Annotated in this window: 11 protein-coding genes; 6 read left to right on the top strand and 5 right to left on the bottom strand. The window is 67.4% G+C overall.

The genetic code is table 11. The features are described from left to right. Nucleotides 1–112 precede the first annotated feature (112 nt). Nucleotides 113–667 carry a hypothetical protein gene (locus U858_RS0104760; protein ID WP_025136044.1) on the bottom strand — a complete coding sequence of 185 codons (555 nt, stop codon included), beginning with the start codon at nucleotides 665–667 and terminating at the stop codon, nucleotides 113–115. A gap of 230 nt (nucleotides 668–897) precedes the next feature. Between U858_RS0104760 and U858_RS0104765 the strand changes: the two genes are divergently transcribed. From U858_RS0104765 to greB, 4 genes are all read left to right on the top strand, one after another. Then, the gene (locus U858_RS0104765) at nucleotides 898–1,440 is read left to right on the top strand and encodes an AAA family ATPase (RefSeq protein ID WP_025136045.1); all 543 of its coding nucleotides are present in this window, start codon (nucleotides 898–900) and stop codon (nucleotides 1,438–1,440) included. A gap of 59 nt (nucleotides 1,441–1,499) precedes the next feature. After that, nucleotides 1,500–2,432 (top strand): alpha/beta fold hydrolase, encoded by a 933-nt coding sequence (locus U858_RS0104770; RefSeq protein WP_025136046.1) that lies wholly within the window; start codon nucleotides 1,500–1,502, stop codon nucleotides 2,430–2,432. Between the two features lie 134 nt (nucleotides 2,433–2,566). After that, nucleotides 2,567–3,412, top strand: coding sequence for a 3',5'-nucleoside bisphosphate phosphatase (locus U858_RS0104775; RefSeq protein WP_025136047.1), 846 nt, complete (start codon nucleotides 2,567–2,569; stop codon nucleotides 3,410–3,412). 100 nt (nucleotides 3,413–3,512) lie between these two features. After that, nucleotides 3,513–4,064, top strand: a complete 552-nt coding sequence (gene greB / locus U858_RS0104780; protein ID WP_025136048.1) for a transcription elongation factor GreB — start codon at nucleotides 3,513–3,515, stop codon at nucleotides 4,062–4,064. A gap of 245 nt (nucleotides 4,065–4,309) precedes the next feature. Here greB and U858_RS0104785 read toward each other — a convergent pair whose 3' ends face one another. The 3 genes from U858_RS0104785 to U858_RS0104795 all read right to left on the bottom strand — a co-directional run bounded on the left by U858_RS0104785 (nucleotide 4,310) and on the right by U858_RS0104795 (nucleotide 7,267). Next, nucleotides 4,310–5,338 carry a DctP family TRAP transporter solute-binding subunit gene (locus U858_RS0104785; RefSeq protein WP_025136049.1) on the bottom strand — a complete coding sequence of 343 codons (1,029 nt, stop codon included), beginning with the start codon at nucleotides 5,336–5,338 and terminating at the stop codon, nucleotides 4,310–4,312. An 82-nt stretch (nucleotides 5,339–5,420) separates the two neighbouring features. After that, nucleotides 5,421–6,719 (bottom strand): TRAP transporter large permease, encoded by a 1,299-nt coding sequence (locus U858_RS0104790; protein ID WP_025136050.1) that lies wholly within the window; start codon nucleotides 6,717–6,719, stop codon nucleotides 5,421–5,423. Next, complete coding sequence (locus U858_RS0104795; RefSeq protein WP_025136051.1) at nucleotides 6,716–7,267, bottom strand: TRAP transporter small permease; 552 nt, start codon at nucleotides 7,265–7,267, stop codon at nucleotides 6,716–6,718. The genes U858_RS0104790 and U858_RS0104795 overlap by 4 nt, the downstream gene beginning before the upstream one ends. Before the next feature lie 364 nt (nucleotides 7,268–7,631). Here U858_RS0104795 and purL point away from each other — a divergent pair, with 364 nt between their 5' ends. After that, the gene (gene purL / locus U858_RS0104800; RefSeq protein ID WP_025136052.1) at nucleotides 7,632–11,681 is read left to right on the top strand and encodes a phosphoribosylformylglycinamidine synthase; all 4,050 of its coding nucleotides are present in this window, start codon (nucleotides 7,632–7,634) and stop codon (nucleotides 11,679–11,681) included. A gap of 171 nt (nucleotides 11,682–11,852) precedes the next feature. Continuing rightward, nucleotides 11,853–13,478 (top strand): methyl-accepting chemotaxis protein, encoded by a 1,626-nt coding sequence (locus U858_RS0104805; RefSeq protein ID WP_025136053.1) that lies wholly within the window; start codon nucleotides 11,853–11,855, stop codon nucleotides 13,476–13,478. Between the two features lie 31 nt (nucleotides 13,479–13,509). Here the strand turns inward: U858_RS0104805 and U858_RS0104810 are convergent, their stop codons facing one another. Next, nucleotides 13,510–14,148 (bottom strand): LysR substrate-binding domain-containing protein, encoded by a 639-nt coding sequence (locus U858_RS0104810; protein ID WP_025136054.1) that lies wholly within the window; start codon nucleotides 14,146–14,148, stop codon nucleotides 13,510–13,512. Nucleotides 14,149–14,169 lie beyond the last annotated feature (21 nt).

The raw sequence follows: 14,169 nt of genomic DNA on the forward strand, positions 1-14,169 counted from the left end.
GGGAATGACTGATGTGGCAATGCTCGAAGCGCATAACTCTGGCCGGTTCGGCACAGGGTTTCCAATTTAATGATTGAATCGTGCCGATAGGCAATCTAATTTCAGCGGGCCGTCAGCGCCGCACGCTGGCGGTCGCCGAACCGGGACCCGCCAATCTTAACCAACGTATGCTGCTGCGCAAGGCCCAGACGCATCCTGCCAGCAACAGGGCGGCGGCACCGATAAAAACCATGGAGGCGATGGTGTCGTTCAGGACGATGGCGGCGTCGTAGCGGTGGCGCGACAGATAGTCCAGCAGGCCGAACAGCGCCAACGCCAGGATCACCAGCAACCAGGGTTTGCGCGGCAGCGGGGGCAGGGCGGGATGCCGCGCCTTGAACGCGCGGATGCTGCGCCGCAACCACCACAGCGCCGCCACGGCGGGGATGGCCAGGGCGTAGCGGGCGATCGTCACGACCCCGAAGATGTCGCCGTCGGCGGTCAGTGCCAGCAGCCAGGGCGGCAGCAGGATCAGCGCCAGCAGCCAGGCCAGCAGCAGTTGCCGGCGGGTGCCCGGGCGGGCCAGCTTTCCTGCGGCAAGGCCCAGCACCAGCACGCCGAACAGCACGGCGATGAAGATCAGGGCCGGGGCGACATAGTCGCCATTGAGCATGTATCCGCCGGGCATGGCGCGAGGGTTCCTGAAGACGGGATTAGGGTAACGGCGCCATTCTAGGCCAGGGCGGCAAGGCACCGGGGGGGCTCCTGGTTTGCTCCTGGCTTACGCCTGCCTTGCCCCGGATTCAGGCGTTTCAATGACACAGAAATCGCCATGCGCACCGCTACACTGGCAGGCTTGCCGGCAGGCTCGATTTGCCCGCCGCGTTCATGTCAGTCCTGTTTCAAGGAGATCGCCCCATGGCCACGCGCATCCACCTGTTCGGCGCCTCCGGCAGCGGCACCACCACGCTGGGGGCGGCCCTGGGCGAACGGCTGGGCATCCCGCACCTGGAAGCCGACGACTATTACTGGCTGCCGACCGATCCGCCCTTTACCGACAAATACCCCAAGGCCGAGCGGTGGCGTCGCATCCGCGAGCGCTTGCAGGGGCACGACGACTGGGTGCTGAGCGGCGGCTCGGTCTATAACTGGGGCCCGGGTCTGATTGCGGAATTCACGTTGGCGGTGTTCCTGCGCCTGCCGCCAGACGAGCGCATGGCGCGTTTGCGCCGGCGCGAGGCCGAGCGCTATGGCGCACAGTTGGACAGCGATGCGGCCATCCAGGAAAAAAGCCGCAAGTTCCTGGCCTGGGCAGCCAGCTACGACACGGCGACCGAGGGCACCCGCACGCCCGGCCAGCATCGGCAGTGGATCAGCACGCTGCATTGCCCGGTCCTGACGCTGGATTCGCGCGCCAGCGTGGTGGACCTGGCGGATCAGGTGCTGGCGACGATCCGATAAGATACCGGCCATGCGCGGCGCCGTCATCTGGGCGGACGCCGGCCATTTGGAGCACAACGATGTCGGACGCAAGCCTGGAACCCCGTTTGGAATTCGTCACCTGCGCCAGCCCCGCGGGCCTGCACCGCATGGCGTACTGGGAGTGGGGCGATCCGGCCAACGACCAGGTGGTGGTCTGCGTGCATGGCCTGACGCGCAGCGGCCGCGACTTCGATACCCTGGCGCGCCGGCTGGCTGACCGCTACCGCGTGGTCTGCCCCGACGTGGTGGGCCGGGGCCGTTCCGATTGGCTGGTGAACCCGGCGTTCTATACCGTGCCGCAGTACGTGTCCGACATGGTGACGCTGGTGGCGCGGCTGCGGCCCGCCCGCCTGTCGTGGGTGGGTACGTCGATGGGCGGCCTGATCGGCCTGGGCCTGGCCGGCGCCGCCGCGTTCGCGCGGGCAATGCTGCCGCTGCGCCCGCACGTGGGCATGCTGCCGCCGCAAGCCGGGGTGCGCCTGGACAAGCTGGTGCTCAACGACGTCGGCCCGCGCCTGGAAACCGGCGCGCTGGCCCGCATCGGCCAGTATGTGGGCGAACCGGGCGCGTTCGGCTCGTTCGCCGAGGCCGTGGCCAACATGCGCGCCAATTCCGTGACCTTCGGGCCGCATACCGATGAACAGTGGGAACACCTGGCCCGCTTCGTCTATCCCGAGCAGGACGGCAAGTGGGTCAAGCACTACGACCTGGCGCTGGCCCAGCCGATGGCGATGACGCCCGAGGAACTGGCCGCGGGCGAACAGGTGCTGTGGCGCTCGTATGACGCGATCGATTGCCCGATCCTGATCGTGCGCGGCGAGCAATCCGACCTGCTGACCCGCGCCACGGCCGAAGAAATGCGCCAGCGCAATCCGCGCGCGCAGGTGCTGGAAGTGCCCGGCGTGGGCCACGCGCCGACGCTGATGGCGGACAGCCAGGTGACGCCGGTAGCGGATTTCCTGTTGGCGTGAGGCGGGGGCAGGGCGATGGCGGCGGCGTCGGGCCAAGCGCTCAAGTGACGCGCCGGCCGCCGGTTCCTGCTAATGGGGACACCGCCGGCCGCCCGCGCTATCCAGGGGCACGGGCCTTCTCTACAATAGGCCTCATGAAAACCCCTGTCCTGAACATCGATCTGCATTGCCATTCCACCGTGTCGGACGGCGCGCTGGCGCCGCGCGACGTGGCGCAGCGCGCGCATGCCAACGGTGTCGATGTCTGGGCCCTGACTGATCACGACGAAGTCGGCGGCCTGGCCGAGGCCGCGGCCATGGCACAGGAACTGGGCATGCGTTTCGCCACGGGGGTCGAGGTTTCCGTCACCTGGGCCGGCCTGACGGTGCATATCGTCGGCCTGCGTTTCGATCCTGCCAATACGGCGCTGGTCCAAGGCCTGCGCCAGACCCGCTCGGGCCGCGCCGAACGCGCCAAGCGCATCGGCGACCGACTGGCCGAAATGGGCATGCCCGGCGCCTACGAAGGCGCGCTGCCGTTTGCCGGCAACCCGGAACTGATCAGCCGCACGCACTTTGCGCGCTACCTGGTCGAAGCCGGCTACTGCCCCGATGTGCAGACCGTATTCACCAAGCACCTGGGCGACGATCGCCCCGGCCACGTGCCCATGCAGTGGGCCACGCTGGCCGAGGCGGTGGGCTGGATCCGCGGCGCGGGCGGCATTGCCGTCATCGCGCATCCGGGTCGCTACAAGTACACGCCCTTGCAGTTCGCCGCGCTGTTCGACGAATTCCTGCAGTTGGGCGGCTTGGGCATTGAAGTCACCACGGGCAGCCACACGGTGGAAGAAGCCCGGCAGTACGCCGACGTGGCGCGCCGCTATGGTTTCCTGGCCTCGCGCGGGTCGGATTTCCACAGCCCGAAAGAAAGCCGGATGGACCTGGGCCGCTTGCCGCCTTTGCCGTCCGATCTCAAGCCGGTCTGGCACGACTGGTTCTAGGGGCGACAGGCCCTATGCGGGCGGTGCGATGCCGCCTGGCTCATGGCACGGTGCGACCGTGCCGCCCTTGATCTGAATGTGCGCCCCAGGCGCTGCCGCCATGAACAAAGCTTTTGTCAAAGAATCCGACAACGAGGACGACGACGACCTGCCGCAGGCCCAGGCCTTGCCGGCAGGCACCAAGAACTACATGACGCCCGAAGGCTACGAACGCCTGCGGGCTGAATTGACGCATTTGATGAACGTCGAGCGCCCGTCGGTGGTGCAGGTGGTGTCGTGGGCCGCGTCCAACGGCGACCGGTCCGAGAACGGCGATTATCTCTATGGCAAGAAGCGCCTGCGCGAAATCGACCGGCGCATGCGCTTTCTGACCAAACGGCTGGACATTGCCGAGGTCGTCGATCCGGCCATCCAGCCCAACCGCGACCAGGTCTTTTTCGGCGCCACGGTGCTGTATTCCGACAAGGCCGGCGAAGACCACACCGTCACCATCGTGGGCGTGGACGAGGCCGAACCTCTGGCCGGCAAGATCAGCTGGATATCCCCGGTGGCGCGCGCGCTGATCAAGGCCCGCGAAGGCGATACGGTGGTGCTGCGCACCCCGGGCGGCATCGAGGAACTGGATATCCTGGAAGTGCGCTATCCCGAGTAGCGTGGTCTGAAAGGGCGTGCATGGGGTGAGGGCGGCTTCGCGCGCGTTACCCCAGCGTTACTCCAATCAGACAGCCGCAGTCAGACAGCGACAATCAGACAGCGACAATCAGACAACCGCATCAATCCCACCCTAAAAAGGCGACGGGCGCCGGCTTGTGGCCGGCGCCCGTCTTTTGGTGGGCGGGATCTGGCGTCCCTGCCTCGGTTGGCGGCTTGCGCCGCCGTTCCCCTGGGGCTTGCTGCTTATTTCTTGCGGGCGGCGATGGACTTCTCGGCCATGTTGACCAGGTCTTCGCCGATCTGCTTTTTCCACTTGTCGTAGACGGGCTGGGTGATCTTGGCGAACGCGTCGTGGTCGGCCTGGCTGAGCGAGGTCACGGTCACGCCGTGGCCTTCGATTTCCTTGAGCAGCGACGGATCTTCCGGCGTGACGCCCTTGCGCGCGATCACGATCTGCTGCTTGCCGGCGTCCAGCGCGGCCTGGCGCACGATGTCGCGGTCTTTTTCCGACCACGAATTCCAGACCTCGCGGTTGACCACGAAGATCAGCGGATCGGCCACGTAGTTCCACAGCGTCAGGTACTTCTGGCCCACGGTGTAGAGCTTGGAACCGGTGTAGATGGACAGGGGGTTTTCCTGGCCGTCGACGGCGCCGCTGGCCAGCGCCGGCTGGGCGTCGGCCCAGCTCATCTGCGTGGGATTGGCGCCCAGCGCGGTGAACGTGTCGATGTACAGCGGCGAACCCACCACGCGCAGCTTCATGCCCTTCATGTCTTCGGGGCGCTTGATCTCGCGCTTGGAATTGCTGAGCTGGCGGTAGCCGTTCTCGCCCCAGGCCAGCGGCACCACGCCGGCTTTTTCGATGAGCTTGAACATCTCTTTGCCGACGTCGCCCTGCACCAGCGCGTCGATGGCGGCGTAGTCGGGCATCAGGAAGGGCAGCGAGAACAGGTTCAGCTGCTTGACCTGCGGCGACCAGTTGATGGTCGAGCCCACGGCCATGTCGATCACGCCCTGGCGGATGGCGGTGAATTCGCGGGTCTGGTCGCCCTGCACCAGCGAGGTGCCGGGGTAGACCTTGATGTTGATGCGGCCCTGGGTGCGCTCGCGCACCAGGTTGGACCAGATCTCGGCGCCCTGGCCCCACGGGAAGGTGGTGCCCACGACGATGGAGAGCTTGTATTCGGCCTTGTAGTTCTGCGCCAGCGCAGCCGGCGCGCCGACCACGGCGGCGGCGCACAGGGCGGCGCCGATCAGATTGCGGAATTTCATGTTGCGTCTCCTCTCTTTGCGGGTTTGTCTGTTGTTGTCATGCATGCCATGCCTGCCCGGGCGCATACCCGGCCAGGCGCCCTCAATAGCCCAGCTTGTGCGGCAGCCACAGCGCCAGTTGCGGAAACGCCAGCACCGCCACCAGCACCAGGAACATCGCGCCCAGCAACCACACCACCCAGCGCACCGTGGATTCCATCGGCACGCGCGCAATGCGGCACGACACCATCAGGTTCACGGCCAGCGGCGGGGTGAACTGGCCCAGCGCCACCTTCAGCGTCAGGATCACGCCGAACCACACCGGGTCCCAACCATAGGCCTTGGCGATCGGCATCAGCAGCGGCACGAAAATCAGGAAGATCGAGATGCCGTCCAGGAACATGCCGACGGTCATCAGCAGCAGGATCAGCAGCGCCAGCACGCCCCATTCGCCCAGCCCGGAATTGACGATGGCGTGGGTGATGGGGTCGATCACGCTCAGCGTGGACAGGGCCCAGGCGAAGATGCCGGCCAGCGTCACGACCAGCATGATCACGGCGGACAGCTCGGCGGCTTCGCGCAGGATGGTGTACAGGTCGCGCAGCTTGATGGTGCGGTGGATGCACATGCCCACGAACAGGCCGTAGAACACGGCCACGACCGCGGCTTCGGTGGGCGTGAACCAGCCCATGCGCATGCCGCCCAGGATCAGCACCGGCGCGGCCAGGCCCCACGAGGCCTCGCGCAGGCTCTTCCAGAACGGCGGGCGCGGCAAGTGCGCCTCCAGCATGCCCATCTTGTGCTTGCGCGACAGCCACACGGCCGGCACGATCAGCGCCAGGCCGGCCAGGATGCCGGGCACCATGCCGGCGGCAAACAGCGCCGGCACCGAGGCTTCGGGCACCAGCACCGAATAGATGATGAAGGCGACCGACGGCGGGATCAGGATGTCGGTGGCGGCGCCCGCGGCCACCACGGCGGCCGAGAACGGCCCGGGGTAGCCGGCGCGCGACATGGCGGCGATCATCACCGCGCCCACCGCGGCGGCGCAGGCCGGGCCGGAACCCGAGATGCCGCCCAGGAACATGGCCACGGCAATCGACACCAGCGGCAGCATGCCCGGGCCGCGGCCGACGATGGCGATGGCGAAATCCACCAGCCGCCTGGCCACGCCCGAGCGGTCAAAGATGGAGCCGACCAGCACGAACATCGGAATGGCCAGGAGCGGGTACTTGGCCAGGCCCGCGTAGAAATTCTGCGGTACGGTCAACAGGCCATACCAGGGCGTATCCAGGTTGGACAGCACGATGGCGACGGTGCCGCCGATGCCCAGCGCCACGCCGACCGGCACGCCGATCAGCATCAGCGCGATGAAGACCGCGAACAGGATGCCGGCGATCATGCCTGGCCCCCTTGGCCCGCTGCGTCCTTGCGCCGGATCAGCCGGCGCAGGGTGCCCAGCGTACGCAGCGAGATCGCCGCGGCCATGACCGGCAGCCAGATCGAATACCACCAGGTGGGCACGCCGATGGCCGGCGAGGTTTCTTCGTAGATGTATTCGTCGGCCACCAGCTTGACCGACAGTACGGTCAGGAGCACGAAGAACGCCAGCACGCAGCCATTGGAAATCAGCGCCATGATGCGCTGGCGGCGGGGCGAGCCGTTGTCGGCCAGGATCTCGATGCGGATGTGATGGTTGCGCACGAAGGCGACGCTGCCGCCGACCATGGTCAGCACGATCAGCAGGAAGACCGAGATTTCCTCGGTCCAGGCGAACGACTGGTCGGTGAAGTAGCGCACCAGCACGTTCAGGAAAGTAATGGTGGCCAGGGCCCCCAGCAGGATCACGGCCAGCCAGTCCTCGATGGCCAGCGGCACTTTCACGGCGGGATCTGTTTCGGCGGGGATGATCGGTTCAACAGGCTCGACGGGGGCTTCGGGGCGTGACATGTGAGGCAACGGCCAGCGCGGCAGGGCGCTTTCTAGTTATAGGGTCGCTGCATCCTACCGTCGGGGCGCGGGCGCGGGTGTTCGTGTTTTCCCGCGCTGCGGTATGGCCGCAACATGGTGCGTTGCAATAGCGGGGCCGGCGGCGCGCAGGCGGCTGGCGGGAAAAACCGCGCTGGGGGCGGGGGTTTGTTCGCGATATTGCTTTGCAGCAGGACCGCCGTTGCGTCGCGGAATTCTTTTGTAACATCGGACGGAATACCGTTGTGAGGGGCCGGATCGGGGTTGCGGTAATCCCGGCTCCGGGAAAACCCCTTAAACAGGTAAAATCCCTTCTTTGCTCCCCTCCTTATACGGCGCCCGCATCGTGTCCCTAGTTCAGCATCTGCCTGGTTCCTCTGTCCTGTCCTCCTTTCGTCGTGATCGCCTGCTGGCGCAATTGAAGGAAGCCGGCCTGCCCGTGGCCGACATTTCCGCCCGCTACGAGCACTTCGTCAGCACCGACGCCGCCCTGACGGCCGAACAGCAGCAGCACCTGGCCCAATTGCTCGACTACGGCACCCCCGCCACCGGCGAGGCCCCCGCCAAGAGCCTGGCCCTGTTGGTCATTCCGCGCCTGGGCACCATTTCGCCGTGGGCCAGCAAGGCCACCGACATCGCCCACAACTGTGGCCTGTCGGCCGTGCACCGCATCGAACGCGGCGTGCGCTACACCATCACCCCCGAACGCGGCCTCTTGGGCACCAAGTCGTTCGACGACGCCATGCTGGCCCGCGCGGCAGACTGCCTGCACGACCGCATGACCGAAACCGTGGTCGACGCCAGCTTCGACGGCCAGGCGCTGTTCCAGGCGCTGGCCGGCAAGCCGATGCGCCAGGTCGGCGTGCTGGCGCACGGCGTCCAGGCGCTGGAAGAGGCCAACGTCACCCTGGGCCTGGCCCTGTCCGACGACGAAATCGAATACCTGGCCAAGTCGTTCACCGACCTGGGCCGCGATCCCACCGACGTCGAACTGATGATGTTCGCGCAGGCCAACAGCGAACACTGCCGCCACAAGATCTTCAACGCCCAGTGGGTGATCGACGGCCAGGAACAGCCCAACACGCTGTTCGGCATGATCCGCGCCACCCATAAGGCGCAGCCCGAAGGCACCGTGGTGGCCTATTCCGACAACGCCGCCATCATGGCCGGCGGCCCGGCGCAGCGCTTCCAGGCCGGCGTGCCCGGCGTCACGGGCGAGGGCGTCGACGGCGCCAGGTACATCCGCCGCGACACCACCGTGCACACCCTGATGAAGGTCGAAACGCACAACCACCCCACCGCGATCGCACCGTTCCCCGGCGCCTCGACCGGCGCGGGCGGCGAAATCCGCGACGAAGGCGCCACCGGCCGCGGCTCCAAGCCCAAGGCGGGCCTCACGGGCTTCACCGTGTCGCACCTGCGTTTCGACGACGCCCTGCAGCCCTGGGAAGCCGACCACCACGGCCTGCCCGAGCGCATTGCTTCGCCCCTGTCCATCATGATCGACGGCCCCATCGGCGGCGCGGCGTTCAACAACGAATTCGGCCGTCCCAACCTGCTGGGCTATTTCCGCTCGTTCGAGCAAAGCGCCGGCGGCACGCGCTGGGGCTACCACAAGCCCATCATGATCGCGGGCGGCCTGGGCAGCATCGACGCCGGCCTGACCCACAAAGACGTCATTCCTCCCGGCGCGCTGCTGATCCAGCTGGGCGGCCCGGGTTTCCGCATCGGCATGGGCGGCGGCGCGGCATCCAGCATCAGCATGGGCAGCAACTCGGCCGAACTGGACTTCGATTCGGTCCAGCGCGGCAACCCCGAACTTGAACGCCGTGCCCAGGAAGTCATCGACCGCTGCTGGCAGCAGGCCGAAAACAACCCCATCATCGCGATCCACGACGTGGGCGCGGGCGGTTTGTCCAACGCGTTCCCCGAGTTGGTCAACGACGCCGGCCGCGGCGCCATCTTCGACCTGAAGCGCGTGCCCCTCGAAGAATCGGGCCTGTCGCCCGCCGAAATCTGGAGCAACGAGTCCCAGGAACGCTACGTCCTGTCGATTCTGCCGAGCGACCTCGAGCGCTTTGACGCCATCGCCCGCCGCGAACGCTGCCCCTATGCGGTGGTAGGCGTGGCCACCGAAGAACGCCAACTGCGCGTGGTCGACGGCGAAGGCCTGCCCGGCCTGGATGCCATTCGCCCGCAAGGCGAAGCCGAAGTCCGCCCGGTCGACGTGCCGATCGACGTCATCCTGGGCAAGCCGCCCCGCATGACGCGCGACGTGCGCCGCCTGCCCGGCGTGTCCGAACCGCTGGACCTGGCCGGCATCGACCTCACCGAAGCCGCCTTGCGCGTGCTGCGCCACCCCACCGTGGCCAACAAGTCGTTCCTGATCACCATCGGCGACCGTACCGTGGGCGGGCTGTCCAGCCGCGACCAGATGGTCGGCCCGTGGCAAGTGCCGGTGGCCGATTGCGCCGTCACCCTGGCCGACTACGAAGGCTTCCGCGGCGAAGCCATGGCCATGGGCGAACGCACCCCCATCGCCATGCTGAACGCGCCCGCCTCGGGCCGCATGGCCGTGGCCGAAGCCCTGACCAACCTGGCCGCCGCCGACGTGGCCCGCCTGGAAGACATCAAGCTGTCCGCCAACTGGATGGCCGCCTGCGGCGTCGACGGCCAGGACGCCGCGCTGTACGACACCGTGTCCGCCGTCAGCGAACTCTGCCAGGCCGCCGGCCTGTCGATTCCGGTCGGCAAGGATTCCCTGTCCATGAAAACGTCCTGGCAACAGGACGGCGAGCAGCGCCAGGTGGTGGCGCCGGTGTCGCTGATCGTCACGGCCTTTGCGCCGGTGGGTGACGTGCGCGCCAGCCTCACGCCGCAACTGCGTACCGACGCGGGCGACAGCGTGCTGATCCTGATCGACCTGGGCCGCGGCCTGCACCGCATGGGCGGCTCGATCCTCGCCCAGGCCTACAACCAGGTCGGCGAAACCGTGCCGGACATCGATTCGCCCGAAGCCCTGCGCGCCTTCTTCGTCACCATCCGCACGCTGGCCGAAGCCGGCACGCTGCTGGCCTACCACGACCGCTCCGACGGCGGCCTGTTCGCCACGCTGGCCGAAATGGCCTTTGCTGGCCGCACCGGCATCTCGGTCAACCTGGACATGCTGACCTTCGACCCGCAATCGGCCGATTGGGGCGACTACAAGATCCGTCCGGAACAAGTGGCCGTGCAGCGCGAAGAACTCACGCTCAAGGCGCTGTTCTCGGAAGAAGCCGGCGCCGTCATCCAGGTGCCGGCCGCCCAGCGCGACGCCGTCATGCAGGTGCTGCGCGGCGCGGGCCTGTCGGCCCACTCGCACGTCATCGGCGGCTTGAACGGCGCCGACGAAATCGAGTTCTACCGCGATGGCAAGAAGGTCTGGGGCCAGCCGCGCGCCGAACTCGCCCGCGCCTGGAGCGAAGTGTCCTACCGCATCATGTCGCGCCGCGACAACCCGGCTTGCGCGCAAGCCGAGCTGGACGTCTGGAACGACACGAAAGACCCGGGCATGACGCCTGCTGTCGCCTTCAATCCGCAAGAAGACGTGGCCGCGCCGTTCATCAACACCGGCAAGCGTCCGCGCGTGGCGATCCTGCGCGAGCAGGGCTGCAACAGCCAGGTGGAAATGGGCTGGGCGTTCGACACCGCCGGTTTCGAGGCCGTTGACGTCCACATGACCGACCTGCTGTCGGGCCGCGTCGACCTGGGCCTGGTGCAGGGCCTGGTGGCCGTGGGCGGCTTCAGCTACGGCGACGTGCTGGGCGCCGGCGAAGGCTGGGCCCGCACTATCCGCTTCAATAGCAAGCTGTCGGACCAGTTTGCCGCGTACTTCGCGCGCCCCGACACCTTTGCGCTGGGCGTGTGCAACGGCTGCCAGATGATGGCCGCGCTGGCCCCGATGATCCCGGGCGCCGAGCACTGGCCGCGCTTCACGCGCAACCAGTCCGAAAAGTACGAAGCCCGCCTGTCGCTGGTCGAACTGGCCAAGTCGCCGTCGATCTTCTTTGCCGGCATGGAAGGCGCGCGCATTCCGGTCGCCGTGGCGCACGGTGAAGGCTACGCCGACTTCTCCCAGCAGGGCGACGCCGGCCGCGTGCTGGCCGCCGCGCGCTTCATCGACAACTACGGCAATGCCACCGAGGCCTACCCGTTCAACCCGAACGGCAGCCCGGCCGGCCTCACGTCGGTCACCACGGCCGACGGCCGCTTCACGGTGATGATGCCTCACCCGGAACGCGTGACCCGCAACGTCATGATGTCGTGGGCGCCGGAAAAGTGGGGCAATGCGGATACCGGCGGGGCGTACAGCCCCTGGATGCGCATGTTCCGCAACGCCCGCGTCTGGACTGAATAAAGGCTGTTCCCGCCGACAAAGACCTCACCAGTTTCTGGTGAGGTTTTTTTTCGCCTGCTGGGTAACCCACGATGTAACCCAATGAGATATTTAACTTTTCATTGCATTGGGCCGTAAAGCAGGGGGACAGCCCGTCGCGGCTGCCTCATGCAAACCCGGAAAGGCCCCCCCATGTTCAAGAATCTGAGTATCCGCGCGGTCCTGACGACCGCGCTTGGCGTTTTTTTCGCGCTGTTCCTGCTGACCGGCATTGCCGTCTATCAGCAGCTGACGTCCAACCGTACTTCCATCGAAGTGCTGCTGGACACCAACCTGGTGCGATCCAACGCCATGGACGACGCAGGCGCCGAATTGCTGCGCGCCCGCCTGGTGCTGCTGGCCGCGCAGAGCGCGTTGCTGGAAGGCAAGCGCATCGACAGCCTGGCCAGCATGCAGCGGCTGGACGGCTATACCAAGCGGGCGGCCGACCTGGTGCAGAGCGCGCGCCAGACGCCCGAAACGTCGCCGGTGGGCAAGCCGCTCTTCGAGGCCGCGCTGGTGGCCTATGACGTGTACCTGCGCGACGCGGTCCTGCCGATGATCGCTGCCATTCGCGCCAGCAATGCCCAGGAAGCCAGCCGGCTGAACCTGGACAAGGTGACGCCGCTGGGCATCACCTTCACGCAGGCCAACCAGAAGTATTCCGACTTTGCGGACGAGGTCGGACGCCGCGTGGCGAACGAGTCGTCGACGCGCATCAATGGCGCCATCGCGTTCCTGATCGGCCTGCTGGTCGTGGTGGCGGTGCTGGTTGTCGGCCTGTACGCCGTGTTCGCGCGCTCGGTGTTCCGGCCGCTGCACGACGCCGGCCGCCTGTTCGACCGCATCGCCAGCGGCGACCTGACCAACCGCATCGAGCAGCGCGGCAACAATGAGATCGGCGTGCTCTACGCCGCCGTCAAGCGCATGCAGGACAGCCTGGCGCGCACCGTGGCCGCCGTGCGGCTGGGCGTCGAGGAAATCCATACGGGTTCGCGCGAGATCGCGGCGGGCAATATCGACCTGTCGTCGCGCACCGAGCAGCAGGCCGCCTCGCTGGAAGAAACCGCCGCCAGCATGGACGAGCTGTCGTCCACGGTGAAGAACAACGCCGACAGCTCGCGCAGCGCATCGCAACTGGCCGTGGCCGCGTCCGACGTGGCCACCCGCGGCGGCCAGGCGGTGGGCGACGTGGTGGGCACCATGCGCGCCATTGCCGACAGTTCCAACCGCATCGCCGACATCGTCGGCGTGATCGACGGCATTGCCTTCCAGACCAACATCCTGGCGCTGAACGCGGCCGTGGAAGCCGCCCGCGCCGGTGAGCAGGGCAAGGGCTTTGCAGTGGTGGCCAGCGAAGTGCGCGCGCTGGCCCAGCGCAGCGGCCAGGCCGCCAAGGAAATCAAGGGCTTGATCGACGACTCGGTGCAGAAGGTGTCGATCGGTTCGGACCAGGTGGAAGCCGCCGGCGCCACCATGCAGGAAATCGTGACGTCGGTGCGCCGGGTGACGGACATCATCAACGAGATTTCCAGCGCGTCCGAAGAGCAGTCGCAGGGGATTCAGCAGGTGAACCAGGCCGTGTCGCAGATGGACAGCGTGACGCAGCAGAACGCGGCGCTGGTCGAGCAGGCGGCCGCCTCCGCGGCGTCGCTTGAAACCCAGGCGCAACGCCTGCGCGACGCGGTGGCGGTGTTCAAGCTGCAGGCCGGCCGGGTGATCGATGCCGATGCGCAGGCGTTGGGGCGTGACGGCGAGCCGGTATTGCTGGGCGCCTGAACGGGCGCTTTCCGGTCGCGGAAGGGCGCGTTCAGGCCAGCGCGCGCGCCAGCCAGTCGACCAGCGCGCGGGCGCGCGCCGGCAGGCGCGGCAGGCCGCTCAGCGCGTACAGCGTGACCGGCTTCATCTCCCATTCCGGCAATACCGGTACCAGCCCGGCGCCATGTCGGGCCGCCGTACCGGCGGCATGCAACGCGGCGATGCCGACGCCGCGTGCGGCCAGTTGCATGGCCATCGCGGGTGTATCGACGCCATAGCGCTCACGCACCATGACGACGACGCGTTCCGATCCGCGCCACAACCGCCAACCCACGGGCCGGGGGGCGTCGCCGCGTTGCGGATCGACGTGCAAACCGATGCAATCGTGCATCGCCAGTTCGATGGGGTGTTCAGGCGGCGGCCGCCCCGCCAGGTAGCCGGGCGCGGCATACAGGCAGGTGCGCAGGGCGCCCAGGCGATGCGCCACGCGGGCGGGGTCCGCCGGCGGTTCCAGTCCGATTGAAAGATCACAGGGCCCGCTCGCTCCCCCCGCATTGCCGCCAGCCCGGCCCAGTTGCACGCGCACGTCCGGATGCCGTTCGGCGAAGGCCGCCAACGCCGGGGCCAGCGCATCGTGCACGCGGGCATCCGGCAGGGTCAGGCGCAGCGCGCCGGCTTGGGGTAAATCCATCGTTCCGCTTTTCGATGGGTG

It is taken from the genome of Achromobacter sp. DH1f, assembly GCF_000633435.1.
GTDB lineage: Bacteria > Pseudomonadota > Gammaproteobacteria > Burkholderiales > Burkholderiaceae_B > Achromobacter > Achromobacter deleyi.

Bases quoted from the DNA above. Each gene is read 5' to 3' on its own strand.
- U858_RS0104760 (WP_025136044.1), bottom strand. From the start codon at position 667: ATGCCCGGCGGATACATGCTCAATGGCGACTATGTCGCCCCGGCCCTG.
- U858_RS0104765 (WP_025136045.1), top strand. From the start codon at position 898: ATGGCCACGCGCATCCACCTGTTCGGCGCCTCCGGCAGCGGCACCACC.
- U858_RS0104770 (WP_025136046.1), top strand. From the start codon at position 1,500: ATGTCGGACGCAAGCCTGGAACCCCGTTTGGAATTCGTCACCTGCGCC.
- U858_RS0104775 (WP_025136047.1), top strand. From the start codon at position 2,567: ATGAAAACCCCTGTCCTGAACATCGATCTGCATTGCCATTCCACCGTG.
- greB (WP_025136048.1), top strand. From the start codon at position 3,513: ATGAACAAAGCTTTTGTCAAAGAATCCGACAACGAGGACGACGACGAC.
- U858_RS0104785 (WP_025136049.1), bottom strand. From the start codon at position 5,338: ATGAAATTCCGCAATCTGATCGGCGCCGCCCTGTGCGCCGCCGCCGTG.
- U858_RS0104790 (WP_025136050.1), bottom strand. From the start codon at position 6,719: ATGATCGCCGGCATCCTGTTCGCGGTCTTCATCGCGCTGATGCTGATC.
- U858_RS0104795 (WP_025136051.1), bottom strand. From the start codon at position 7,267: ATGTCACGCCCCGAAGCCCCCGTCGAGCCTGTTGAACCGATCATCCCC.
- U858_RS0104805 (WP_025136053.1), top strand. From the start codon at position 11,853: ATGTTCAAGAATCTGAGTATCCGCGCGGTCCTGACGACCGCGCTTGGC.
- U858_RS0104810 (WP_025136054.1), bottom strand. From the start codon at position 14,148: ATGGATTTACCCCAAGCCGGCGCGCTGCGCCTGACCCTGCCGGATGCC.